We start from the raw sequence: 24036 nt of genomic DNA, 5'->3' as shown, positions 1-24036 counted from the left end.
TAGAACCCGTGGCAATCGCTGTCCCGCTTTTGTGAAAAATAGCGTTATTTCTTCTTGATGCGGAAAACCTGCTGCCCCTTGGAATTCTTTCCTTCCTCGAAATACTCCGTGGCGCGGATAAGGGCGGGCCATTTGGCGTAACCAAAATTCTTGGGACTCAGCGAAATCTGGCGGTTGATCTGCTGTGAAATCTTGGATGCGATGGCCCAGCCCGCTTCGTCGGCTTCCTCGCTGATTGCCTTGCGGATGGCATTCATGATTTTTGCATTGCCGCGCAGCTTGTTGCGATCAAGCGGTTCGATGTTGTTTGTCGCCTCGTCCGATTCAGTCGGCTTCTTGAACTTGTCGATGTAGATGAAGGAATTGCACGAGTCGATGAACGGCTGCGGTGTCTTTTCTTCGCCGAACCCGATTACCTGTTTTGACTTTGCCCTGAGCTTCATGGCGAGCGGTGTGAAATCCGAATCGCTGCTCACGATGGCGAAAATGTCGATACTCTCTGTGAATAGGAGTTCCATCACATCGATAGTCATCGCGAGGTCGGTCGCATTCTTCCCCTTCGTGTAGGGGAACTGCTGTATCGGCTGAATCGCAAACGGATGCAGGACCTCTTCCCAGGGGTTGCTCCCTTTCCAGTTGCCATACGCCCTGCGGATGCTCGTCTCCCCGAACTTGGAGAGTTCTTCCATGATGCCGTAGATGGCGTCCGCCTTGGCGTTGTCGCAGTCGATAATCAGGGCTATTTTCTTTTCCGTGTCCATAGTAGGGAATATATGAAAAAATTTGTGGAAATGGTTCAATTTGGCTAGAAAAAACGGGTTTTACAGAAAATGTAAAAATCCGTTTTTTGAGAGAAGGGGTTAGCCTGCGGAATATTTATAAGTAAAAATTTCGTTTTTTTGTCAAAAAAGGCAAAACATTTTTTGGGAGTAGCATAACATTGATAAAGCCCCCATTTTCATATTCAAATATTAAATTTGAAAAAAATGTTATGACGATTGAGGATAATTAGTTTTATGGATAACGAAAACAAATTCTCGCCTCCTTTCCCTATAATCGCAGACCTTTTGCGATTAATCTCCCGCATATTAGGAACACGTCCCGAAGGTAACTACGACAAGCATTTGGACCGCATGGCAACAAGTTCCTATTTGGACATTGAGATGCTCATCTATCTCAAGAATATGATTTTCCAATTGCCATTCAAATACGAAATCAAAGAAAAAAATGCTCCCGTTAGGCATTTACAAAATAAATGCGAACTCTTTATCAATAGAATATCCGATAATTTTTTCGATTCCATTCAAAGACGAATTTACAATTTCCCTGCAGAAATATTTAAAACAAGTAATGATTACCACAAATATTTAATAGAGTGTGGATTAAAACAAATACATGACTTTGTATGCGATATTTTTAGCAACGATTCAAGAATTGCTCATAAGATGCTCATTACGGAAAAGCCTCTTCAATACGGTTTTGAATTGGCACAAGAATTAAAGCCCGATTTCATGGACATGTTTGACGGCGAAGAGCGTAGAAAAATCTCCGAATGGAAAACCGGTTCTAGACAAACAACTATGGAGAATCTCTTCGCATGTATCAGGAAATATAAAACTAAACTTAGCGATAAATATGCAAAAATTTGCGAAATATTTTTCATTTCTATGGTAATGCACAATACTCGGGCAGAAGTCCTTCCCGATGATTTAGATATAAACACCATATTTGACAATATATTTAATGAAAGAAAATATTTAGACACTCCAAGCGATTTGTATAAAAATATAACAGATGTCGCTCATAAGAAATTTATTGACTCACAAAAAACAATGTGGGAAAGGACTATCCAAAAAAATGCCGATTACGACATAATTGTCAAATCTTTTGAGCGAAAGTGCGATAATTATGGCGCCGAAGAACCTGCTGTTGGATGGCGAAGCAAATTACTCCAAGCAGAAGCCAAAGTTTTAACAGGCGATTATAAAGGTGCAATCTCCATTTTTGAAGAAGCCATCCCCCTAGCACTTTATTCTGCGGATAGGAGGAATCTCTTTTTTTATCCTTTTCGGAAAGAATTTACCTTCTTTGATTTAGCTTTGTCTGTTGGAAGCTTTGGTAAAGACGGTCGTAAAGACGGTCCATTCTTAAAAAGAATGAAAGCTTATGGAATATTATTTGGTCATTTTGGATTACCCATAAAGACAGAGAAACCAACTACTGAAGAAGTTTTAGAAAAACAAAAAAACTATTGGGACTTTCATGTCAACAAAAATTCAAGAGCAAAGGAGCTCATTGTAGAAGACTGGGAAGTAGACCAATGGATATGCAATTTCTTTAAAATGCTCCCAAAAGAAATGATAACTGGTTATGAAAAAATTATCCCATTAAAAAAGAATGTAGACGTGCCTCTATTAATAGACAAAGACTCACTAAAGGAACCTGTATTATCTGATCCAAATTATATGCATGTGACAGATTGGAAAAAGTGGCCCCAACTAGTATGGTTTACCGCATTTGAAAATGTTGATGCCGTAAAAAAATTACTTGAACTTAACGCTGACGTAAATAAGTTGACTTCATCTGGAGAATCGGCACTATTTTGGGCTTTAGAGCATATGACTCCCGACAACAACCAAGAAGAACGAAAAATTGGGAAAATACTGTTTGATTTAATTAGTAGTAAAGTACACGATCCTAAGACTGTCAATGTTCCTCTTGACAAGAAAAAAGAAACCTGCTTGGGAAAGGCTGTTCTTTGTGGCGATGTTAGTGTCGTTAAAAAACTAATCAAAATGGGAGCAAAGATATCTACTGAAAATTATAATGAATGTGCAATACAGTCAACGGATCGAGAGACTCTCCTTTATAGAGTCGTAAAACATTATAAAAATAAGATCTCTTTGGAAAAATTTATAAATAAAAGAACTAGTCCTGAAGTTTATGATGGATTCCGACGGCAGTTTGAATTTCTTCGAGGGAAAACAAATGATCAAGTTGCTGAATTCGTCAATTCAATGATGGATGATCCTTTTGTGCGTTCTATAAATGAAGCTGAATTAAAACAAAAAGCTAAATCGTATGATAACGAGTCTCTTTACGAAATAGCTAAAGTTCTGTTAGAAAATAAAGCGGATCCAAACTATGGCCACAATGTTAACGGACTTGTAGGAAACACTCCTCTAATGATGGCTATAGAGAATGGAGCCTTTGATATGTTTAAGTTGCTTATTGATTATGGTGGCGATCCTACCCAAATTGGACGAAGCAAAACCAGCAAAGATTATCCACAGTTCAATTGTTGGGATGTCGCCGAATTCTACAAAGCTGATGAGATTCTTAAATATCTTAATGACAATCGAGATAGATTCAAGTAAATAAGAAATCTTTACATACCCTACAAATCCTCAAAGCCATGGTAAGGACCATGGCTTTTTTAGTACCAAACATTTTTTGGGAGTAACACGCCGCCTTTGCCATATTGAGTTTAAAAAGGGGAAAATCTAATTTCTTAACACTTCAATGTCGAAGTGAATGACTAAAAGGATTATGTATGAAATCGAATCAGTCCCAAGCTAATCTGAACCATCATGCGGATCAGATGAACCCGAATAACAGCCAGTACAAGGCTCGTATGGACAATCACGCGAACCAAGATAATCCCAACAACAAGCTTTATCAGGGAGGGGAAAAGTAAAAAACTTGGCGATATTGAGCAACAGGATGCAGCCCATCTCTGTTGCTTTCCTAAGCACGAATTTGCCGGAGGACCTGAGCCTATTACAATATAACAACTTTTCAGTTCTAATCCCCGCTACTTTCTGATTTTCTAGAAAATAAGCAAAAAAAGCCCATTTTGCCTAGATGGGCGTTGTCCCCTTTTGTCCCTAATCGGGGGGTTAGCTTTGTATTCGATGGCGGGGAAAACCATCCGATTAGCCGAGCCTTCGAGCTTGACCAGCAGATTGACATCTACGGTGAATAAGTCCCAACGAAAAAAATACACCACCGCAATTGCGGTTCAACAAAAAAGGAAACTTATGAATTTCACAATTCGAACTGAGGGTTCGGTCCCTCTCAAAATTCTTGTCAAAGCCAATCGGATTGTCGAATCCGGGAAAGTTCGCTGGCGCAAGACCCAACGCGACAGTCAGCTTAAATCCTGCAGGATTACCGATTGTTTTCGACTAATCAGAATGAACAACTCGTCAATCTTGTTGCTCATGGATCACAAACACTATAACCGCTATTTAAGCGCATAATAAAGGAGTAACTTATGTGTACAGCAGTCAATTATCTCCAGGCATTGGAGAAAGAAATTGAACTCCGTCTAAACGGATACCAGACATGCGTAGCCGTTCCTGATTATATCGGCCCCAAGGAGTACGCCGATGAATTTGGAACCCACATCAAGCATGTTTATGAATTGAAAGAATCGGACCGTACCAACGCTTCGTTCGAAGATATCTGTCGTTCCTTCGAAAAGACGATAGAGTGTTACCAGGTCCCAGAACAGGAAGTTCCCAAGGCTCAGTTACTTCCAGAAAATCTGTTAAGCGTTTTCACCAGCGAGGTTCAATTTGATTCCATAACGAAAAAGAAGCGACTTTGCCTCGCTCTGGACAAAAAAATCAAGGACAAGCATCTTTTGTGCTTGCCTCCTAGCACAATCCAAATTGCGGCCGAAATATCGGCAATGGAGCATGTCAGCGGAATACGCGCCAATTTAAGCAAAATCGTCCGTAACGAGGTCGATTCGTTTGAAGAAAGGCACGCTATTCCCGAAGTCATCCCACCTGCGCTACAAGCCCTTTTGCAGTCAGAAAATATCCAGTTACCGCCGTTCGCGCCTCAGATTTTGGACGATGCCGAATATGAGATTCTAAAGGACAACAACCGTCCCGGCAATAGCGAGCAGCGTCAATTTGTGTGTAACGTACTATCAACTCCTGATTTTACGATAAAAGAGGGGCCTGCAGGTTCAGGAAAAACAACATCCATTTTGGAAACAATCGTCAAGTTGGTTAAAAAGGGGAAACGTATTTTACTGGTAGCCTCTACTAATGTGGCCGTTGACAACATCCTTGAACGCCTGAAGGTGCATTTGGACAAAGCCTGCGTGCTGCGCTACGGCGATAGCGATAACGACAGAATTAGCCCGGACGGCAAGAAATTCATTCTTGGAAAGAATTTCTCCAAAACCGAGGCCAAAGCGCTTCAAAGCCGCATCCAAAACATCCCAGAAGGTAATCGTACTGCAGAGCAGCAATTCTTACTGGACAACTGCGAACCCAAAGATAACGAGATGCTTTACAGCATCATCCAAGAAAACGTCCCTATTGTGGCGGGCACTATCTTTGGAGCGGCACTTGCGGAAATGGAGAAACTTCATTCGAAAGGTCAAACCGAGGCTCCCTTCGACTACATGATTCTCGATGAAGCTTCCAAGACAACCGTTCAGGAATTCTTGGTACCGGCAGTTCTTTGCAAGCACTGGATCATTGTCGGTGACATCAAGCAGCTATCCCCTTATGTAAACGACGATGACGTTGCCGAAAATCTTCAGATTTGCTATCCGGAGGATGCCGATAAACGAAATGAATATACTGTCGCGTCGGATTCTCTGTTGGCTTCGTCGGGGAAAGGATTCCGTCAAACAGTGATTCTCGTGGAGAAGGAAAACGAAGCAGACGCCTACTTGCCTTATTTATACCGCAAATACGCCAAGGAAAATGACATTCTCTTCGCCGATGCGGACAAGCAAGAGGACGTAGAAATACTGCCCTGCGCAACAATTATTGTCGGTTCCTTAAAGGCATTCAATGATCACCGCGATAAGCTCGCTCCTCGCATTACAACAGTGCGCCCTGCCCAAGATAAGAAAAGCGGGCGCATTCTCCACGAAGAAGAAATGCAGGAATGGGTAAGCATTGCTCGCTATAACCGTGAAGTTCTTTTTGACCGTTATGACGAGAACACACCGAAGGAATGGCACGATGAAGTTTCGTGGCGTCTTATCCGTATGTTTGAACAGCGCGACAACAAGGTGAATGCGGACCATAGTACTTTAGCCCGCCTACAGGAGGAAATCGAAAAGCTGATTCCCGCTAGCGACAAGGAAAACTGCAAAAAGAACCTGCATATTTTTGAGCAGATTTACCTGCCCTCCTGCATGGAACTGTTGCTCAAGGGATATGGCGAATATAAGGACTTGGCCCTATTCCGCGGCATTCCCAAGGAAATGTTGGACCAACGTCGCATACAGCTATCCTTTCAGCACCGTTGCCATATGGATATCGCAAAAATCGCCTCCGACGAGTTTTACGATGGAAAGGCAATGCGTTCTGAACACATGAATGGTAAGCGCGAGTGGGATTACCGCCGCTTCGGAAAGAAGCACAACCACTGGGAAAACATCAAGGGTCGCTGCGACCACAAGAACCGCAACAAGGCTGAACAGAAGTGGATTAAAAACGAACTTGAAAAGTTTCGTGAGTTCGCTAAAGCAAAGCCAAATAAAAAGGAAAAGTGGTCTGTGGCAGTGCTGTCGTTCTACAAAGAACAGGCGGAGGAGTTGAAAAACATCTGCCAGCACGTATTCAAGGACTGCAGCAAGTTCGTTACCTACAGCGCAGGCTCTGTTGATTCCTTCCAGGGTCACGAAGCCGACCTCGTATTCCTTAGCTACAGCAACCAATGCCCCACTTGTTTTATAGGCGCACCTAACCGCCTGAATGTAGCGATTACTCGTGCCCGCTACATGATGGTTTACGTAGGCAACTGGCGTGCAATGAGCAAGGGGCAAGGCGCTCTCGGGCGTATCGTTCAGAAACTGAAAAATGTAACCCATAACCTTTAACTAACAACAAGGAGACAACCATGATTCTCGACATTACCAACATCACCAATTCTAACATCAGTTATCGCATTGTAAAGGGAGAAATCCAATCTTTGCGTCCCAACCCATGGATACGCGGTTTCCTGATGTACATTCAGGAGCATCCGCAAGCAAACGAACAGGATATCTGCCGCGAACTGTTTTGCGACAACGGGAAAGCCCGCTTAAGCGCCGTGAAAAACATCCTTTTCTTTTTCAAGCAGAGTGGCCTTATTTGCTATGACAAAATAAATGGCTACGAGCTTACTCAGGAAGGCCTTAAAGCGTTTGAATCTTGCGAGATATGGCAAGGGCTCAAGGGCGCATTTGCGGTTACCTTGTGGACGCCTGATTCTGGATTCGCCCCGTTTTTGCTGAATATTCAGCCCGTACCCGACCACTGGTATGACAAGGGTTCGCATGAGATTGTAGACATGTCCGAGACATACGGCAAGAATATGCAAAATGTTGAACTATGTTCCGACAAGGTGAAGCTTGTCGAAATCGGCAAGATGATGCGTCAAACATACATCAAGACCGATTTCAAGGCGAAGCTTAATCCCATAAATGGCGATGTCACCATAAAGGGAACGCCTGATACTAAGAGCAATCTCAAATCTTACGACGTCCACTTCAAACTCGGCAAGGAGATGCTTGAATCGCTATGCGCCGATAATGAAGACGAAGACGACGCTGCATAACATAAACAATTAACAAGGAGACTCTTATGTCTAAACTCTCACCGCGTGACAATCACGCAAACCAACATAATGCCAACAAGGGCACGAGCGGTTTCAACAAACAGTACTTGGCTGTTCATAAAAACCGTTCTGTTCAGATGAATCCAACCAGTAAACTATACAAGGGAGGCCAATAGGTAATTTTTAATTGTTCTTTACTCCTCAGGATTTCATCTTGAGGAGTTTTTTTTATTCTAGAGAACAGGAATTGAGTTTCATTTCGGCATTTTGAGGCTTGATTTTTTGCTTGCATTCCCATTCAAAAATACTTTTAGCGCATTTATTTTCATTTGCGCAATTTTGGACGCAGGCATGCATAAGTTTATATTCTATCAGAATATCATAGCGGTCGCAGCCACTATATGCCTCATATCCCATTAGTGCGGCTCCAGCTATGGCTGTTCCAATAGCCGTTGCCGTTTCTGGATTATCTTTAACCCAGCTTTTTGCTTTAGCCCAAAGTCCTTTCTTCTCTGGGCATGGACACATTTGCACAGAATCCTGCTTTGAAGGAGTTTGTATTTCACTCCGAGTAAAGGTTATTGCCCCCAGCAGGCAAATTGCAATGAATAATTTTTTCATTATTGGAATCTCCTAGAAATCAAATTCATCCATGCCGTTCAGGTCTTTGGATGGCTTAAACTTACGTTCTTTAATTTCTTTTTTTACCGGTTGAATGACTTCAGAACGGAAAGTTCTATAAAAATCTTTTCCCATATTTTCAATAATCCATTCGTCTGGCTTTATACGATTCTGCGAAGCGATGAAATTTTTAAGTTCCTTGAAAAATTCTATTGCCTTGGAATATCTAGATTTAATGGTTTTGAAATATTTGGCTTTATCCTCTGTTTTACATTTATTGTTTGCGCCAAGCCGATCGTTGCTTAAATCTTCATCACTCTTAGGTCGATTTCTCCAATATTTTTTTTCTACGCTACTTTCAAAATCAAAGAAATCATTCGCAATAGGGTCATTCCCATTTAAATTTAATTTAATATCATTCTTTCTTTTTAACTTCTTTTCTGACAAATCTTTTGGATGTGCCTTATAGAAATCAATCACCGCATCTCGATAATTATAGCTCTCTTTTTGAGATTTGATTTTGTAAACTTCAAACATGTCGTCAAGTTCGTTTCTGAGCCTGCGCCACGTCAACAGTTCATCCGTACAATCTTTTTCTGTAGAACAATCACTCTGGCGATTTTCGGCTTCTCTTTTTAATGGCTGTATGACTTCATTACTAAAACGACTAAAGAAATCTGATCCCATATTTTCAACAATCCATTGATCTGACTTGGGGCAATCTAACGTTATGAGATAGTCTTTTAGCTGTGTGAAGAATTCAATGGCCTTGGGATACCTAGACGCATTTTTTCCATTTAACGTGTCGTCATCAGGGGCTTCGCCATGCTTGTGACGTCTTTTCCAATATTTTTTTTCTACGCTGTTTTTATAATCAAAATTGTCTGTATTGAAGTTGCTTTTGGGATAACTTAAATAGTATTTTTTTACAGCATCCGGATAGCTCATGCCTCGAGCTTTAAGCATGTCTTCAAGTTCATTTCGAAGCTTGCGCCATGTCAACAGTTCATCCATACTGCATTCGTAAAAAAGGTTCTATCTGTAATAATAGTTATTATCCCTTATCGGACAAGATTCCGCTTTTCGCTCGGCCTCATTATAAGTAATTCCTTCAGAGCATTCGAACAAACGGATTTCTTCTGAGCATCTCGATGTGTTCCCATCGCATGATTCTACGCATATATGCATAAGGTGATATTCTTGCTCTAGAGAGAAAAATGCGCAATGAGTTTTATTATTTGGGCGATAGATTTTTGTTGAGTGTATATTTTGATTACGTTCTTTTTGCATGTCGCACACATGTTGTTTTATATAATCAGCACAAACACCAACTACATTAGAGTACTGATCTTCGTTTTTATCTATGCAATCTGTCATCATGTTGTATTCTTCTTCTAGAGAATAGACTGCGCAATGTTCGCTAGATGGTTTATAGAGTCTTGTATCTTTACTAGGACTTCCAAAATCGTAAAATTCAGAGGCAATACTTACAGCCCCTATTGCAATTCCCGCGATAACGCCAACCATTGTTGCTGTTTGGTTTTGTTGGTTTTGATGACTTCTTTTAGAACGGGTTGTTTTTGTCTCATTCGGTTTTGTAATTAATGAATTCTCTTTGCTTGTTTCTTCTTTAGAATTTGCTTCAGCTTTTTTTTCTTTCTGTTTCTTGATGGCCTCTTTTAGTTGGTTGCTTTTTTTCTGTATCGTTTCTATTGATTTGTCAACGTTCTTTTTGGCGACAGATGCCCCACGTAAGGCGGTCTCCTGTATAGACGCCTTGGTTTTATTTGCGAGATCTTTAGTTCTTTTTAAAAGTTCCTCACGGCCTTCCTTTGTGGATAAACCGCTATCATCTGCAATCTCCTTGGCCGCTTTGACCACTTTTTGCCCGGTTTTTTGAGCCTGCTCCTTTAGAAGATTGAGTATATTCTTTTTTTTCATAAGCGACCTTGATTCTAATATATAAGTTTTCTCTAAAATGAGCAATTTATTTTAGGGGACTTTGTGACAAAAATCAAAGAGCCTGAAGGAGGATGCGTCAGTTGGCGGAAACGGGATAGAAAGGGGCGCTACCCCAGCACCGTCATCACGTCTTCCGCGATCTGCTTGGGCGTGAGGCGGTTCCTTTCCATGAGTTCGCCGTAGGGCACCTTGTCGTAGAATTCTTTCCTGAGACCTTTCACAAGCACGCGCATGTCGCTGTTGCCGTAGAAGCGGGCAATCTTCTCGCCGAAGCCGCCGTCGACCACGCCGTTTTCGAGCGTCACGACTACCTGGTGGTCGGCGCGCAGTCCTTCAAGCACTTCGCAGTCGATGCCCGTGGCAAATCGCGGGTTGATAATGGTGGCGTCGATTCCCTGCTTGGCAAGTTCCGCGGCGACTTCTTCGGCGAGGGCGTAATAGCTCCCGAGACCGATGAGCGCAACCTTGCTTCCGCGCTTGTCAATCTTGAATGTGTTAAGCTTGGAGTAATCCTTGTCGAATGCCACATTCCTATGCGCGACTCCGTTCGGGATGCGGATGGCCATCGGGTGTTCCGTTTGGTCAATGGCGTAGTCCATCATGGCGATGGCTTCTTCTACGCAGGTGGGGCAGAGGTACACCAGGTTCGGGATGTTGCTCATCATCGCGATGTCGAAAATGCAGAGGTGCGTGGTGTCGTTCATGCCGTCGGCGCCGGACATGGTAATGAGCAATGTAGCCGGGTTGTTGTTAGCGCACAGGTCCTGCGAGAGCTGGTCGTAGGTGCGCTGGATAAACGTGCTGTGCGTGCTGTACACGGGCTTTGCGCCGCCCTTCGCAAGGCCCGAGGCGAGTGCGACTGCGTGCTCTTCGGCGATGCCCACGTCAATAAATTGCTTGCCCGCCGCTTTACGCTGATCGGCAAAGAATCCGATGCCTGCGGGCACCGCGGAATGGATTACGACGACTTTCGGGTCGGCTTTGATTTTTTTCATCAGGTAGTCGCCGAGAATGTTGCCGTACGATTCACCGTTGCCCCAGTTCACCACGCCGGTGGGGATATCAAACGGTGCTGCCCAGTGGAATCCTTCCTTCGCGTTTTCGGCGAAGCTGTAGCCCTTGCCCTTGAGCGTATGGATGTGCACGACTACAGGTTTTGTTGAATCCTTCACCTGCTGGAATGCGGCGGTGAGCGATTCGATGTCGTTACCTTGTTCTACATACAGGTAGTCGAACCCGAGCGTCTTGAAGTAATTGTTTTCGCTCTTGCCTTGCGTTCTGCGGAGCTCGGCCAAACTCCCGTAAAGTCCGCCATGGTTTTCGGCGATGGACATTTCGTTGTCGTTTACGACCACGATAAAGTTCGTCGCGTATTCGCCCGCGTTGTCGAGACCTTCAAACGCTTCGCCACCGCTCAGCGAACCGTCACCGATGACAGCGATGACGTTGCCCTTTTCGCCCTTGATGTCGCGGGCAGTTGCAAGCCCGAGTGCAAGACTTACCGAAGTCGATGTATGGCCAATCATAAAATGGTCGTGTTCGCTTTCGCAAGGTTCGGTGTAGCCCGTGACGCTCCAGTACTTGTCCGGATTCAGGAACGCTTCGGCGCGGCCTGTCAAAATCTTGTGCGTGTAGCTCTGGTGGCTTACATCGTAGACAATCTTGTCCTTGGGCGATTCAAAAACGTAATGCAAGGCGATGGTCGGCTCCACGAATCCGAGGTTCGGCGCCAAGTGCCCGCCGCACTTGGAAATTTTGTTCAAAAGCGCCGTGCGGATTTCGGCCGCGAGCACCTTGAGGCTTTCCGTGTCCATCTTTTTCAAATCTGCAGGGGATGCAATCTTTTCAATTAACATAGGGTACCGTCTTAAAGTTGTTCTAAAGTAAATATACAACCTGCTGCGCTTTTTATTCTTCCCGAAAACACTTTTTCTGGTTCTTACAGGAAACAGGCGATATCGTTTATTATTTTTCTCCTATGCGTCGCGTTTTATACCTGCCTTGCCTTCTTGTATCGGTGCTGTTTATCGCCTGCTCCGAGTCGTTTACCGACCCGCGCGACGGTCGGAGCTACGACGTAGTAAAGATTGGTGGCCTTACCTGGTTTGCGGAGAACCTGAATTTCGTGACCGAGGGGAGCGTGTGCCCCGAGGGCGACAGCCGCAACTGCGATAAGTATGGGCGGCTCTACACTTGGGACGATGCGCGCGCAGCATGCCCCGAAGGCTGGAGCCTCCCGGACAGCGCGGACTTTGCATCGCTAATTACGGAGGCGGGCGGTTCGGACTTTGCGAACGGCATGGCAGTTGCGGGCGAAAAACTCAAGTCCACCGGCGGATGGTTCAAGAAGGGGAACGGTACCGACGCGCTCGGCTTTAACGCGCTCCCCGCGGGCTATCGCGGTGAAAAATACGACGGCATCGGCGGCTACGCCTACTTCTGGAGCGCAACTGCCACGCCCGACGATCTCGCGTATTACCTGTTCCTCGATTTCAGCAGCAAGGCCGCAAGCATGAACGCCTTCCCCAAGGGGGACTTCCGTTCCGTGCGCTGCGTCAAGGCCGCGCAAGCGGCGCAGTAAATGTCTTGCGGTTGAATAAACTCCGCGAGCGCCTATAGCAAGTAGTCCATGCGGATATTCCGCATGCTTTCGAATAAATTAGCCTTGAGGGTGGAATTGCCCTTGGTGAGGCTCTTGATTTCTTCGCGTATTGTCTTGCGGTGGCTCGCCTTTGAGAACTCGCAGGTGCAGGTGAACTTGCGGATGTCCGCGTCCTCTGCATATTCGATAATCTCGCTCTCTTCGCAGTAGCAAAGTGGGCGTATAATGCTGCACGGGTACTTTTCGTAGGGTACCATCGGGGGCATGCCGCTGAACTCGCCCTTGTACAGCATGTTCATCAGGAGCGTTTCCACGATGTCGTCCATGTGGTGGCCCAGCGCAATCTTGTTGTAGCCGTTTTCGCGGGCGAATTTGATGAGCTCGGTGCGGCGCTGCGTGCTGCACCAGTAGCAGTTGAGGCTGCGCCCTTCCTTGAGGCGTCCTTCTACCGCCACGTCCTTGAAGTAAAACGGAATCTGCGGGTACTGTTCCGCCATCCGTTGCAAAAATTCGCGCGGGGCCTTGTCCGCAAAGTCGCTCTGGATATGTATCGCACCGATTTCGCAGTTCGGCAAAAACTTGCCCATGCGGTTTGCGAGTTCCATCAGCAGCACGCTCGAATCCTTGCCGCCACTTACGGCAACGAGCACCTTGTCGCCGTCTTCAATCAGATTGAAGTCGTGCAGAGCCTTGGTAATTTTCTTGCTGATGCGTTTGCGGATTGCGTTTGCCATTTCATCTATAATATAAAATTATAGGTGGTAGGGCGCATTCTAGTAGAACAGCTTCACGAGCAGTGTACCCACGATTGTCGAGACGACGACGCTCACGAGGCCCGGCCGCATAAAGCTGTGGTTCAGCAGGTACTTGCCGATGACGGTTGTGCCCGAGCGGTCGAAGTTCACGGTCGCGATATCGGAGGGGTAGTTCGGGATAAAGAAGTACCCGTACACGCTCGGGAGCACGCCCAGGAGCACAGGGCCTTCGATGCCGAGGCTATAGGCGAGCGGGAGCATGGCAACCACCACCGCACCCTGCGAGTTGATGAGCACACTCACCGCGAAGAACGCAAACGCGATTGCCCATGGGTAATGTTGCACGATGTCTTTGAGGCCGCCCTGCATCACGTCCATGTAGTTTGCGAAGTAGGTGTCGGCAAGCCAAGCGATTCCGTAAATGGCGACGACGGCGACCATGCCGCTTTGCCACACGGCGCCCGCCACGGCCTTCTTGGGGGCTGCCTTGCAGAAAATAACCATGAACGCGGCCGCAGCAATCATCACAATTTGGATGATGATGTTCATGGCGAGCGGCTTCATTTGCGCCACGCCGTCAATTACTTTACCTGTAGGGAACTTGGGGCGAATGTCGTGGCCCGCAATCTGCATAATGGAGAAGAATACGATGACGGCGAGGGCACCGAGGAAAATGAACACGGCGCGCTTCGCTTCCTTGGAGACTTCCTTGTCGAGCACGGAAGCGGTATTCCCGTACATGTATTCCTTCATTTGCGGGTCCTTGAGGCGCGCCTGGAATGCCGGGTCCTTGTCGAGGTCGAGCCCGCGCCTGTACGAAACGGCTGCCGCGGCCATGAGCCCGCAAAGGCACGCGGGAATCGTAATCGCGATGACCTGCAGGTTGTTGATGTTGAACCCGTTTGCGTTTGAGATGATGACGAACGAGGCGACGGCTGCTGCAATGGGCGAGCAGGTGATACCGACCTGCGAAGCGACCGAAGCTACGGCGCACGGGCGTTCCGGACGGATGCCCTTCTTGAGCGAGATGTCGCAGATAATCGGCATGAGGGTGTACACGACGTGGCCGGTACCCACGAGCACCGTGAGGAAGAACGTGCAGAGCGGAGCCAAAATCGTGATGTGGTTCGGATGCTTGCGCAACAGCCGCTCCGCAATCTGGATAAGCCAATCCATGCCGCCCGATGCCTGCAGAATGCCTGCGCAGGTCACCGCCGCGATGATGATGTAGATGACGTCGGTAGGCGGCTTGCCGGGCTGCAGGCCGAAGCCGAGTACGAGGATGGCAAGGCCGATTCCCGAAATCGCGCCGAGGGCAAGGCTCCCGTAACGGGAACCCACGTAGAGTGCGAGAAGCACAACCAGGAGTTGGATTATCATCAATGTCATGGTTTTAAAATAATCTTTTTTCCCGGAAAAGGGTTTGGCTTTTTTGATAATTCTCCGTAAAATCAGGACGGCACAAAAACGGGTCCCGCTCGTGCGGAACCCTGTTTTTAGTTTATCTGTATACGTAACAGCCTGTCTGGACTGTTAGTCGTCGTTCAGATGCGTCGGCATCAGGAGGAAGCTGAACCCGAGGTTGTCGCCCACCGGTTCGATGATGCAGGCGCCAATCGGGTTGTTCATCTTCATGATGGCTTCTTCGCTCTTGCACATGCCGAAGATTTCGGTGAGGTAGCGGCCATCGAACCCGATGCTGAAGTTGCCTTCGCCGTTGTGCGTCACCGCGATGGCTTCGCGGGAATCGCCGCCGACATCCGGGTCGCTTGCGGAAAGTTCCATGGTGTTGCCGTCGATCTGCAGGCGCACCTTGTGGGTGCGGGCGTTCGCCATCGAGAGCACGCTCCTCATCTTGTTCAGGAACTCGGTCGTGTTCATCTGCACGGTGCGTTCGAAGTTCTGCGGGATCACGGCACGGTAGTTCGGGTACGGGCCTTCGAAGAGCTTCGAGATGACCTGCGTGGATCCGGTGTTGAAGAGGATGTGCGTGGCCGACGTGCGGATTTCGATGGTCGCGTCGGACTTCGCCATATTGAGGATAAGCTGGAGTGCCTTCTTCGGGATGATGGCGCCGTTCGTGAGGTTCGCGCCTTCCTGGTCGATGGAGGCACGGCCCAGACGGTGACCGTCGGTCGCAATCATAGAGACGGTGCCGTCCTTCGCTTCGAGGAATACGCCGTTCAGGTTGAGGCGGATGGCGTCGGTCGAGCAGGCGAAGGTCGTCTTCTCGGCGAGGAATGCAAGTTCGCTAGCGGCGAAGCTCAGGGATTCGCCCTCGGCAACTTCGGGGAACGGCGGAAAGTCGCTTGCGTCAAAACCGGTGATGGAGGCCTTGCCGCGTTCGCTCCACTGGATGGTGGCGAGGAAGTCCTGCACGTCGACGGATACGGTCGTGATGCTCGGGTCGACGAGGCTCTTGATGAGTTCGAGAAGCTTGCGTGCGTTGATGACCACGGAACCGTCGCGTTCGCCCTGGACTTCGACCTTGACCCTGATACCGAGGTTCAAGTCGGTCGCGCTCACTTCGAGGAAGTTGCCTTCGAGGCGCAGCGCGAAGTTGTTGAGAATTTGGATGGTGGACTTGTTGGGGACGGCGTTGATGGCTGCCTGCAGTACATCCTGGAAAACGGTTTTTTCAATAACGAACTTCATTTTTTAGGCACCTCTTTGGATAATAGTCGTACCGACAAAGAATACGACTGCGATAACGGCCAAAGCCACGATCACCCACTTGTTCATGGAATTGCTTTTCTTTGGCACGAAATTCTTTGCATTCTGCTTTGCGCGTCTGCGTTCGCTTCGACTCATGTTGTGTCTCCGTTGATTTTAACAGTGAAAAACTACTATTTTTTAGAGGCGAAAGAGGAAAGGAACATGAACGAAACGGCAATAAATAAGCTCAAAACCAAGGCGAAGGACCTTGCGGGCTCCGCTTTGGCGAGGGTTGAACTGGCGACGGAAGAAAGCCGCCTGAAAACCAGGTTCCAGTCCCTGGGCCAGAAGCTGTACCAGGCGGTCCGCGGGGATCTGCTCGGGACAATCAAGGACGATCCGGCCGTTGTGGAACTCCTGGGCGAAATCGAGGAGGGCAAGCGGCGTATCGAGGATCTCGAAAAGAAGATTGCCGGGGAGCGTCCGTAGCCTGTGCGAAAAATCGAGATACATACCTTCTCCGAAAGGACGTCCGGCAGCAAGAGCTTCCGCGTGAGCCCGATGCGGCTTGTTGTCATGGGAATTTGCTTCGTGCTTGCCGTCGTGGGGTTCGTGCTTTTTTCTCCCGTGAAGATTGTGGACAGTGTCGCCGATGGCGACGCCGTATCCGTGTATCGCCAGAATAGGGGTATCTCCCGCGAGATAAAGAAGGTTCGCGAATCGGTGGACGAGACGATTCTCCGTGCAGAAGAAACCAAGCTCTTGCGCGACAGTACCGTCAAGCTCAGCGGGCTCGGGTTCACGCTCGATGATGCCTTGGCCGACGACGGTGCGAATGGCCTGTACCCACGGAAAAGTATCCGTGAAATCGAGACGACCTTCAAGAACCTGCTTAATGGAGTCGAGAAGAATCCTGCTCTTGCCGCATCGATTCCGGTGTTGCATCCGCTCAAGAACGGCCATGCTGTCAGGAACCGCTTCGAGATGATCCATGACCCGTTTACCGAAATAGACCTGCCACACCGCGGAATAGATTTTGTCGCCGATGTGGGGGATACGGTCTACGCGACCGGTGCGGGAGTGGTGGCCGAGGTGCGTTCTCATCGCGGGTTTGGCCTCTCGGTCAAAATCGAACATACGCCCGGGGTCAAGACTTTCTATGCGCACTTGGGCCAGTCGCTGGTACAGCAAGGCGAACGTGTCCATCGCGGTTCCCCGATTGCCATTGTGAACGAGAGCGGTCGCGAATCCGGAGTCGGGCTTCATTACGAGATTCGCGTGAATGGCGTGCCCGTAAATCCGGAAGACTATTTTATAACAAAGTAACGTCAAGGCGAGGTGCGGGAATGAAACAGGCTCCGTTTGAACAGAATGTAATCGCGATGGTCTGGGACTGCGACAAGACGCTCATCAGTTCTTACATGCAAGAACCGCTCTTCCGCTATTACGGCGTGGACGGAAAAATTTTTTGGGACGAGGCGAACGCCCTCAGGGAACGCTATGCCGCGCAGGGCATATCCGTCAATGCTGATACGAGCTACCTGAACCACATCCTCACCTATGTGAAGGCGGGCCTGTTCAAGGGACTCAACAACGCCCGGCTTCGCGAGTTCGGCAAGGAGCTCGTGTTTTATCCGGGCCTCCCGCAGTTTTTCGGCGACATGAAGAAGCTTATCGCCGAAGACCCGAAATACAAGGCGTTCGATATCCGTCTGGAACATTATGTTGTTAGTACCGGCTTCGCGGAGACGATTCGCGGGAGTGCCATTGCGCCCTATGTCGACGGCATCTACGGCTGCGAGTTCATCGAGGATGCTTTGCAACCCGGGTTCCTGGATGCGGCCGGGGACCTGAAATCGAGTGCGTCTGCCGCGGAACTCGGCCTGGTTCCGGACCGTGAGATTACCCAGGTCGCCTGCGCTCTCGACAACACCTCCAAGACGCGCTACCTCTTCGAAATCAACAAGGGAAGCAACAAGTATCCCGATACGATCGACGTGAACTCGTCTATCGCTCGCGAGAGCCGCCGCGTTCCCTTTGAGAACATGGTCTATATCGCCGACGGCCCTTCCGACGTGCCTGCGTTCAGCATCCTGAACTACAATGGCGGCGCCACCTTCGCCGTCTATCCCAAGGGCAACGTCCGCGCGTTCAAGCAGGTCGACGCCCTTCGCAGGGACAACCGTGTGCAGATGTTCGGCGAGGCTGATTATTCGGAAGGCTCCCAGTCGTGGCTGTGGCTTGTCGAGAAGGCTCGCTCCATTGCGGATGCGATTGTCGAAAAGAAGAAGGCCGCCATCAGGAGCAGCGCGAGCAATCCGCCGACCCATTTGGGCGGTTAGTGCCTCGAAAGAGGGCGTTTTGTCCTTGTAAAGGGCGGCCCAATCCTACCTAAAGCTTCCTGTCTTGTTATATTTTGGCTCTCTAGGTTCCGTGGGGTGGAATTTCGGTACTTTCCGCAAGGAATCCCCCGGGACTCGGAAGCGCTCCATACTTTTGGAGGGCTTTTTAGGGATTTATAAGTTTTATTGGTTTTGCATTTACTTCTAGGAGTTTTATGGCAAATAAGTGTAAGCGTGGGATTTTGATTAGCAAGACACCTTACGAGAAGCGCATCGCTATCATGGAAGACGGCGACCTTGCGGAACTTGTCGTGGAGAGCGTCTCGTCTACTCGAGTCCTGGGCAATATTTACAAGGGAGTCGTCCAGAAGGTGCTCCCCGCCCTGAAGGCCGCGTTCATCGATATCGGCCTCGAGAAGGCCGGGTTCCTCCATCAGGACGACGCCATGGACAGGAACGAGTCGCTTCGCCGCGAATATGGCGACGATGACGACGAGGGCGGTTCTTCCAAGGAGGTCTCCATCGACGAGATCTTGAAGGAAGGCCAGGAAATCATGGTCCAGGTCGTGAAGGAACCGATTAGCACCAAGGGCGCCCGTCTGACGACGCACCTGAGCTTTGCGGGCCGCTTCCTGGTGTGCATGCCGGGGACGAACTTCATCGGCGTGACCAAGCAGTTGCGCGACCCGTCCAAGCGCCGCGAGTTCAAGAAGGTGGTCCGCCGCCTCAAGGGCCGCGACGTGGGCTACATCGTGCGTACCAACGGTCTGAACGAATCCGAATTCGAAATCAGCAAGCAGATGCGCGAACTCGAGAGCAAGTGGGAACAGACGAAGTACAACTTCGAGACCATGCCTGCCGAAACGTGCATCTACGAGGAATCCGATTCCATCGAGCAGACTGTTCGCGAATACTTCGGCGAGAACACGGACTACGTGTATATCGACAACCGCGACGAATACTTTGCCCTCCGTGATTACCTCAAGGTGCTTTCTCCGGACAAGCTCGACAAGGTGAAGCTCTGGAGCTCTAGCGAGAGCCTGTTCGAATACTTCAAGATCGAGAACGACTATGCGCGCTCCCTGCAGCGCCAGGTCCCGCTTCCGCGCGGTGGCAACCTCGTCATCGAACAGACCGAGGCGCTAGTTTCCATCGACGTGAACACCGGACCGAAGGTGCACGGCAAGGACCAGAGCAAGATCATCCTCGAAACAAACATCGACGCCTGCCACGAGATTGCGAAGCAGCTGCGCCTCCGCGATGTGGGCGGCCTCATCATCATCGACTTCATCGACATGGAGACCGATGCCGACCGCGAGGCGGTGTACCAGGAATTCCGCAAGGCTATCCGCCGCGACAAGGCTCCCATCAGCCCGGCTCCCATCAGCCAGTTCGGCCTCATGGAAGTGACCCGCAAGCGCGTCCGCGTGAACCTGATGACCGAGAAGACGGAACTCTGCCCTGTCTGCCATGGCGGTGGCCGTATCCCGACTCTCGAATCTACGCTCGGCATGATCGACCGCTGGCTCGCCCGCGCCCGTGCGAAGGGCAAGCTTCGCGAAGTGACCCTCGTGGTGAGCACGCCGCTTGTCGATGTGTTCTGCAAGGACCTCGGCCGTATGTTCCACTACCTGGAATACAAGCACGGCATGAAGATCAACCTCGTGGAAGACGATCATGCGCATACGAACCAGTTCTGGGTGTACGACAAGAACAACGAGGATATCACCGACCTGTACAACTTTGTATAGGATAATCCCCGGGTGATAATTTAAGGGCTTGCGGCAAGACCGCAAGCCCTTAATTTTCAATGAGAGAGAATATTATTTCTTGCGGGATTTCTTGGAAGATTTCGGAAGCATCGAGCCGAGGTCAATCTCGTTCTTGCCGCCGCGGCGCACGCCCCAGAGCAGGTCGCGTGTGATGTTCGATGCGGTCTTCTTGCCGACGATAATCTTCATGTGCAGGCGCGCGATGTAGACGCCCGTTCCCGCGAGGCGGCCGTTGTCCGAACGCATGTTCCAGGAGAGGAAGAGGTTGCCGTTGTTCACGAGGCATCCTTCTTCGCCGTAGACGGACTTGTCGGAGCACATGATGACGCCGGAGGACCCGCCCACGTAGTGGCCGAGGTGCGTGAAGTACTTTGTCTCGTACTGGAGCTTTACGTCATCGGGCGAGACGAGGTTCAGGGTGCCGTCGCGGTACTGGTCGATATTGCTTGCCGTGATGGTGCCGTTCTTGATGGCCTCGATCACTTCGTCGCTCACGCCGTTTTTCTTGAGTTCCTTTTCGGTGATGGTCCCGTCGATGATATCCTGGAAGAGGCTCCCGATGTTCTTGTCGGCGGCGGACTTGATGTCGTAGACCGTGTCGCGGCTCGCCTCGATGCCGCTTTCCACGTATTCGTTGAAGAGCGCGAGGTCATCGCCTTTGAGCTTGGTCTTGTAGTTGTCGGCGGTGATGGTCCCTTCGAGAATCCCGTTGAACACTTCGTCGCTGAATCCGGTCACCTGGCTTTCCTTGATAAGCTCTATCAGCTGCGTGGTGGCTTCCTCGCGCGATATCTCCGTGACCGTGATGGTGGTGTCGTCCTTGCCCCCGTTCAGGAGTTCCGTGATGAGGGCGTCGAGTGCCGCAATCTCTTCGGCCGTCTGCGAGGAGATGAGTTCCGCGACATCGAAACCGATGAGGTGCCCATGGACACCGAGAGAGTCGGAAACATACTTGGCGTCGACATCCTTGTTCGTGACGAGGAATGTTTGCGTCGTGGTCGTATCCTTGATAATCGGGTTGTCGGGATTGATTCCGCGGACATCGGGACCCGTGATTTCCATTTCCTGGTCGCCCGAGATTCTTACCTTCGGGGTGTACTTGTGCGGCTTGTTCTGGCTCATGTCTTCGGCGACATTGACGGTGGAGCCACCCACGCCGGGCACAAATCCGACGGAGTCTCCCACGGAGGGGACAATCGCGTCGTAGGTGGCCATGGAGAACAGGAGGTCCATCTTGCTCCGGTTGCTGCCGTTGTCGTATCCGATAGGCTTGTCCGGATCTACAACTTTGCCGGCGCGGACGCACACGTAGTTGAACATCTCCTTGTAGTAATCTTTGGTCTCGTCGGTGATGGCCTCGCTGAAGGTGAGGCTCAGCACGTGGCCGTTCTTCGTGATGCTCTTGACTGCCTGCGTGACAATCGGGTTCACGCCGTCTTCGAGCGGGTCCGCGTTGATGTGGAAGTTGTATTCCTTGCCGCCTTCGGTGTAGGTGAACCAGGTGTCGACGGCGCCCGTGTAGACGTCGTCCTTGCCGCCGGTGAACACGAGCGAGCTGAAGCCGCATGACTTGTAGGGCTCACAGGTCTCGCTGGAGACGATGGTGATTTCCGTATTGTTGTTGTGGGTCTTCCAGGCGCCTTTCTTCTGCACCGGGAATCCTTCGCCGAACGCGAACTTGAGCGAGTCGAGGCTGCTCTTGCCGCCGAGTTCCTTGTTGAACTTGATGCACACGCTGTCGCCCCGTCCGTCTCCGTTGCGGTCGAATATCTTGGCAGAGGTAATCCTCGGGATGGGCGGTTCCTTGAATATTAGGTTGCTCCATGTCGCCGCCGATGCCGCCGTTCCTTTGGCCTGCAAGGTCGCGCCCGTAATGGGAGTGTTCGCGCGGACGTAGAAGGTCGCCCTTCCTGTAGAATCGAGAACGACCTTGCTGATGGGCTTGCCTTCTTCGTTGAGGATGCTCATCTGCGGGTCGGAGGAGGAGAGGCTGATGTTCTGGTTGTAGAGGGTGACTGTCGCCCACTCTTCCTCGAACATCACCTGCACCTTGTAGGTCTCGTAGGCCCATTCGCCAATCTGTAGCGTGTCGCCGAGAACCTGTGAGCCGAGCTTCTTCCAGTTTTCGGTCGCGAACACGAGCGTGGGAACCTTGTAGGGCGGAATGGTAATCCAGACTCCGGCTTTCTGTTCAGGATTGCTCTTGAGCGAAACTTCGAGATAGTAGTGGCCGGGGGCGAGCGCGTTGTTCTCCACGATGCGTGCGGAGTCGATGCTGAACTTGTCCCAGGTGTCCTCGATGTAGATGCCTTCGAACCACCACTCGCCGGTCTTGTCGAGCAGCACGCCCGCTTCGCCAAGGTTGCCGCCGGTGAGACGGTAGTTGGAGGGGCCTTCCACGGTATCGACCTGTGCGCCTTCGTTCATGTCGAAGTTGCAGGAGAGAGCGTCCTTCTTCACGATCTGCCACACGTCGTAGTTCTTGAGCAGTGGCGTCGAGCGCGTGTCGGTGAGGAATATGCTTGCGTCGGTGTGCAGGTCCATGGACGTGCGCATCATAAAGTTGGAAGAACCGGTGTGGCGTTCCACGTAGAAGATGTGGAACGGGTATTCCTGGCCCTCGACGAGCCCGAGCGTATCGAGGTTCACGGAGCCGCGCACCTGGCTGTGCTGTCCGCCGAGGTCGACCACCAGGCGCCTGTTGATGAACACCCACACGTCGTCGTCGCCGAAGAACTCGAATTCCTGGCCCTTCACGTATTCGAACTTCGCCTGCACCTTCATGGTGAAGCCGAAGTTGTGGTTCTTGCCGTCCTTGGCCTTGGTCCCCGTGTCGAAGAAGATGTTCTTTACGGTCTTCGCATCGTCAAGAAATTCAAAGTCGTCGAGCAGGAAGAACCCGCCTTCCTTGCTGCTGCCGTCCTTCTTGCCTTCCCAGAATCCCTTGTCGGTCAACTTGAGTTCCACGTCGCGGCAGGTGGCGTTCGTGTACTGCTTGCCGGCGGCGTCCTTGCCGATGACGAGGGGCTGGAACCAGTAGTCGAGGTGCTCGGTGAGGAGACAGTGCTCGGGGAAGTCGTGTGCGCGAACCGGTGCGCCGTTTGCGCCCAGCTGCTGTTCTACCATGCCCGACATGTAGCTTGTGTTGTGCTGGTCCTTCGCGTTGTTCTGGTAGTTGTTGTACGATCCGCTGCAGCCGCCGCTACCGAAGTCGTTGCTGATGGCGTAGATGGGGTCGTTGAAATAAACGTCCTTCGCGCCGTTCGCGTAGGGCTTGCTGTCCTTGCATTCTATTCCGTCGCATCCTTCACCGTGCAGCCAGTCGAACATCATCACCGAGAGGATCCTCACGGGGCACTCGCCCAGGCGGTTCGGATATGCCGCGTAGAGTTCGGGTGCGTCCACGGGGTTTGCGATAATCCACAGCGTGTCGCCTTTGGCCTTGAGCGTGTCGAGCGAAATCGGGGCCCCGACGGGGAGCGATCCGGACGGGACGATCTCGGGTCCGTCGGCAGTCACGTAGGTGTTGCCGATGGTCTGCTTGAAGGTCACCTCGAACCCGGAGGCGGGCGTGTCCTTCACCTTGGTCTCGAACCAGCCGCAGTAGTTCTTGACTGCGGTCATGATGGTTTCTGTTCCGTTGTAGATTAGGATAGCATTGGTATTGGACCAGTTCGGCATGAACCGGATTACCGTTGTTGAGCTGCGGCCACCCTCTGGCTGTGACATAGCGCACACTACCGCAAAAA

The 24036-nt window shown here is 50.2% G+C and carries 19 protein-coding genes; 9 read left to right on the top strand and 10 right to left on the bottom strand.

All coding sequences use genetic code 11. The features are described 5' to 3' along the window. Positions 1–44: 44 nt before the first annotated feature. The gene (locus B4A77_RS10060; RefSeq protein ID WP_173343670.1) at positions 45–761 is read right to left on the bottom strand and encodes an NYN domain-containing protein; all 717 of its coding nucleotides are present in this window, start codon (positions 759–761) and stop codon (positions 45–47) included. A 255-nt stretch (positions 762–1016) separates the two neighbouring features. Here B4A77_RS10060 and B4A77_RS10055 point away from each other — a divergent pair, with 255 nt between their 5' ends. The 4 genes from B4A77_RS10055 to B4A77_RS10040 all read left to right on the top strand — a co-directional run bounded on the left by B4A77_RS10055 (position 1017) and on the right by B4A77_RS10040 (position 7578). Continuing rightward, entirely contained in the window at positions 1017–3377 is a 2361-nt protein-coding gene (locus B4A77_RS10055) for an ankyrin repeat domain-containing protein (RefSeq protein WP_290740394.1), read from the top strand. 176 nt (positions 3378–3553) lie between these two features. Then, positions 3554–3697, top strand: coding sequence for a hypothetical protein (locus B4A77_RS10050; protein WP_173382075.1), 144 nt, complete (start codon positions 3554–3556; stop codon positions 3695–3697). A gap of 579 nt (positions 3698–4276) precedes the next feature. Next, positions 4277–6859, top strand: coding sequence for an AAA domain-containing protein (locus B4A77_RS10045; protein WP_173382076.1), 2583 nt, complete (start codon positions 4277–4279; stop codon positions 6857–6859). Positions 6860–6879: 20 nt separating this feature from the next. Further along, entirely contained in the window at positions 6880–7578 is a 699-nt protein-coding gene (locus tag B4A77_RS10040) for a hypothetical protein (RefSeq protein WP_173382077.1), read from the top strand. A gap of 228 nt (positions 7579–7806) precedes the next feature. On the opposite strand, the gene B4A77_RS10035 is transcribed toward B4A77_RS10040, so the two are convergent. The 4 genes from B4A77_RS10035 to B4A77_RS10020 form a co-directional block, all read right to left on the bottom strand. After that, entirely contained in the window at positions 7807–8199 is a 393-nt protein-coding gene (locus B4A77_RS10035; protein ID WP_173382078.1) for a hypothetical protein, read from the bottom strand. A gap of 12 nt (positions 8200–8211) precedes the next feature. Next, positions 8212–9213 carry a hypothetical protein gene (locus B4A77_RS10030; protein ID WP_290740387.1) on the bottom strand — a complete coding sequence of 334 codons (1002 nt, stop codon included), beginning with the start codon at positions 9211–9213 and terminating at the stop codon, positions 8212–8214. A gap of 21 nt (positions 9214–9234) precedes the next feature. After that, entirely contained in the window at positions 9235–10140 is a 906-nt protein-coding gene (locus tag B4A77_RS10025; RefSeq protein WP_173382080.1) for a hypothetical protein, read from the bottom strand. 128 nt (positions 10141–10268) lie between these two features. Further along, complete coding sequence (locus B4A77_RS10020) at positions 10269–12017, bottom strand: 1-deoxy-D-xylulose-5-phosphate synthase (RefSeq protein ID WP_290740382.1); 1749 nt, start codon at positions 12015–12017, stop codon at positions 10269–10271. 122 nt (positions 12018–12139) lie between these two features. On the opposite strand from B4A77_RS10020, the gene B4A77_RS10015 reads away from it, so the two are divergent. Then, positions 12140–12742: a fibrobacter succinogenes major paralogous domain-containing protein gene (locus B4A77_RS10015; RefSeq protein ID WP_290740380.1), complete on the top strand. Its 603-nt coding sequence runs from the start codon at positions 12140–12142 to the stop codon at positions 12740–12742. Between the two features lie 32 nt (positions 12743–12774). Here the strand turns inward: B4A77_RS10015 and B4A77_RS10010 are convergent, their stop codons facing one another. From B4A77_RS10010 to B4A77_RS09995, 4 genes are all read right to left on the bottom strand, one after another. Next, the gene (locus B4A77_RS10010; RefSeq protein WP_173366043.1) at positions 12775–13497 is read right to left on the bottom strand and encodes a tRNA 2-thiocytidine biosynthesis TtcA family protein; all 723 of its coding nucleotides are present in this window, start codon (positions 13495–13497) and stop codon (positions 12775–12777) included. A 39-nt stretch (positions 13498–13536) separates the two neighbouring features. After that, a complete protein-coding gene (locus B4A77_RS10005; protein WP_290731196.1) occupies positions 13537–14907 on the bottom strand; it encodes an anaerobic C4-dicarboxylate transporter in 1371 nt (456 codons plus the stop codon). Between the two features lie 144 nt (positions 14908–15051). Continuing rightward, complete coding sequence (gene dnaN / locus B4A77_RS10000; protein WP_290722839.1) at positions 15052–16173, bottom strand: DNA polymerase III subunit beta; 1122 nt, start codon at positions 16171–16173, stop codon at positions 15052–15054. 3 nt (positions 16174–16176) lie between these two features. Continuing rightward, positions 16177–16329, bottom strand: coding sequence for a hypothetical protein (locus B4A77_RS09995; RefSeq protein ID WP_173366045.1), 153 nt, complete (start codon positions 16327–16329; stop codon positions 16177–16179). Positions 16330–16395: 66 nt separating this feature from the next. Between B4A77_RS09995 and B4A77_RS09990 the strand changes: the two genes are divergently transcribed. The 4 genes from B4A77_RS09990 to B4A77_RS09975 all read left to right on the top strand — a co-directional run bounded on the left by B4A77_RS09990 (position 16396) and on the right by B4A77_RS09975 (position 20266). Then, positions 16396–16662 (top strand): hypothetical protein, encoded by a 267-nt coding sequence (locus B4A77_RS09990; protein WP_173382086.1) that lies wholly within the window; start codon positions 16396–16398, stop codon positions 16660–16662. Positions 16663–16665: 3 nt separating this feature from the next. Next, on the top strand, positions 16666–17499 hold the full coding sequence (locus tag B4A77_RS09985) for a M23 family metallopeptidase (RefSeq protein WP_173366047.1): 834 nt from the start codon (positions 16666–16668) through the stop codon (positions 17497–17499). A gap of 20 nt (positions 17500–17519) precedes the next feature. Beyond that, positions 17520–18515, top strand: a complete 996-nt coding sequence (locus B4A77_RS09980; RefSeq protein WP_173382087.1) for a haloacid dehalogenase-like hydrolase — start codon at positions 17520–17522, stop codon at positions 18513–18515. Positions 18516–18730: 215 nt separating this feature from the next. Beyond that, the gene (locus B4A77_RS09975; protein WP_173366049.1) at positions 18731–20266 is read left to right on the top strand and encodes an Rne/Rng family ribonuclease; all 1536 of its coding nucleotides are present in this window, start codon (positions 18731–18733) and stop codon (positions 20264–20266) included. A 72-nt stretch (positions 20267–20338) separates the two neighbouring features. Here B4A77_RS09975 and B4A77_RS09970 read toward each other — a convergent pair whose 3' ends face one another. Beyond that, entirely contained in the window at positions 20339–24016 is a 3678-nt protein-coding gene (locus B4A77_RS09970; RefSeq protein ID WP_290740377.1) for a fibro-slime domain-containing protein, read from the bottom strand. Between the last annotated feature and the right edge of the window lie 20 nt (positions 24017–24036).

Origin of the sequence: Fibrobacter sp. UBA3718 (assembly GCF_002371935.1) — a bacterium.
Lineage (GTDB): Bacteria > Fibrobacterota > Fibrobacteria > Fibrobacterales > Fibrobacteraceae > Fibrobacter.
This window is presented reverse-complemented; position numbering and strand designations above follow the sequence as displayed.

Coding starts and splice junctions, on each gene's coding strand:
- B4A77_RS10060 (WP_173343670.1), bottom strand. CDS start 761: ATGGACACGGAAAAGAAAATAGCCCTGATTATCGACTGCGACAACGCC.
- B4A77_RS10055 (WP_290740394.1), top strand. CDS start 1,017: ATGGATAACGAAAACAAATTCTCGCCTCCTTTCCCTATAATCGCAGAC.
- B4A77_RS10050 (WP_173382075.1), top strand. CDS start 3,554: ATGAAATCGAATCAGTCCCAAGCTAATCTGAACCATCATGCGGATCAG.
- B4A77_RS10045 (WP_173382076.1), top strand. CDS start 4,277: ATGTGTACAGCAGTCAATTATCTCCAGGCATTGGAGAAAGAAATTGAA.
- B4A77_RS10040 (WP_173382077.1), top strand. CDS start 6,880: ATGATTCTCGACATTACCAACATCACCAATTCTAACATCAGTTATCGC.
- B4A77_RS10035 (WP_173382078.1), bottom strand. CDS start 8,199: ATGAAAAAATTATTCATTGCAATTTGCCTGCTGGGGGCAATAACCTTT.
- B4A77_RS10030 (WP_290740387.1), bottom strand. CDS start 9,213: ATGGATGAACTGTTGACATGGCGCAAGCTTCGAAATGAACTTGAAGAC.
- B4A77_RS10025 (WP_173382080.1), bottom strand. CDS start 10,140: ATGAAAAAAAAGAATATACTCAATCTTCTAAAGGAGCAGGCTCAAAAA.
- B4A77_RS10020 (WP_290740382.1), bottom strand. CDS start 12,017: ATGTTAATTGAAAAGATTGCATCCCCTGCAGATTTGAAAAAGATGGAC.
- B4A77_RS10015 (WP_290740380.1), top strand. CDS start 12,140: ATGCGTCGCGTTTTATACCTGCCTTGCCTTCTTGTATCGGTGCTGTTT.
- B4A77_RS10010 (WP_173366043.1), bottom strand. CDS start 13,497: ATGGCAAACGCAATCCGCAAACGCATCAGCAAGAAAATTACCAAGGCT.
- B4A77_RS10005 (WP_290731196.1), bottom strand. CDS start 14,907: ATGACATTGATGATAATCCAACTCCTGGTTGTGCTTCTCGCACTCTAC.
- dnaN (WP_290722839.1), bottom strand. CDS start 16,173: ATGAAGTTCGTTATTGAAAAAACCGTTTTCCAGGATGTACTGCAGGCA.
- B4A77_RS09995 (WP_173366045.1), bottom strand. CDS start 16,329: ATGAGTCGAAGCGAACGCAGACGCGCAAAGCAGAATGCAAAGAATTTC.
- B4A77_RS09990 (WP_173382086.1), top strand. CDS start 16,396: ATGAACGAAACGGCAATAAATAAGCTCAAAACCAAGGCGAAGGACCTT.
- B4A77_RS09980 (WP_173382087.1), top strand. CDS start 17,520: ATGAAACAGGCTCCGTTTGAACAGAATGTAATCGCGATGGTCTGGGAC.
- B4A77_RS09975 (WP_173366049.1), top strand. CDS start 18,731: ATGGCAAATAAGTGTAAGCGTGGGATTTTGATTAGCAAGACACCTTAC.
- B4A77_RS09970 (WP_290740377.1), bottom strand. CDS start 24,016: ATGTCACAGCCAGAGGGTGGCCGCAGCTCAACAACGGTAATCCGGTTC.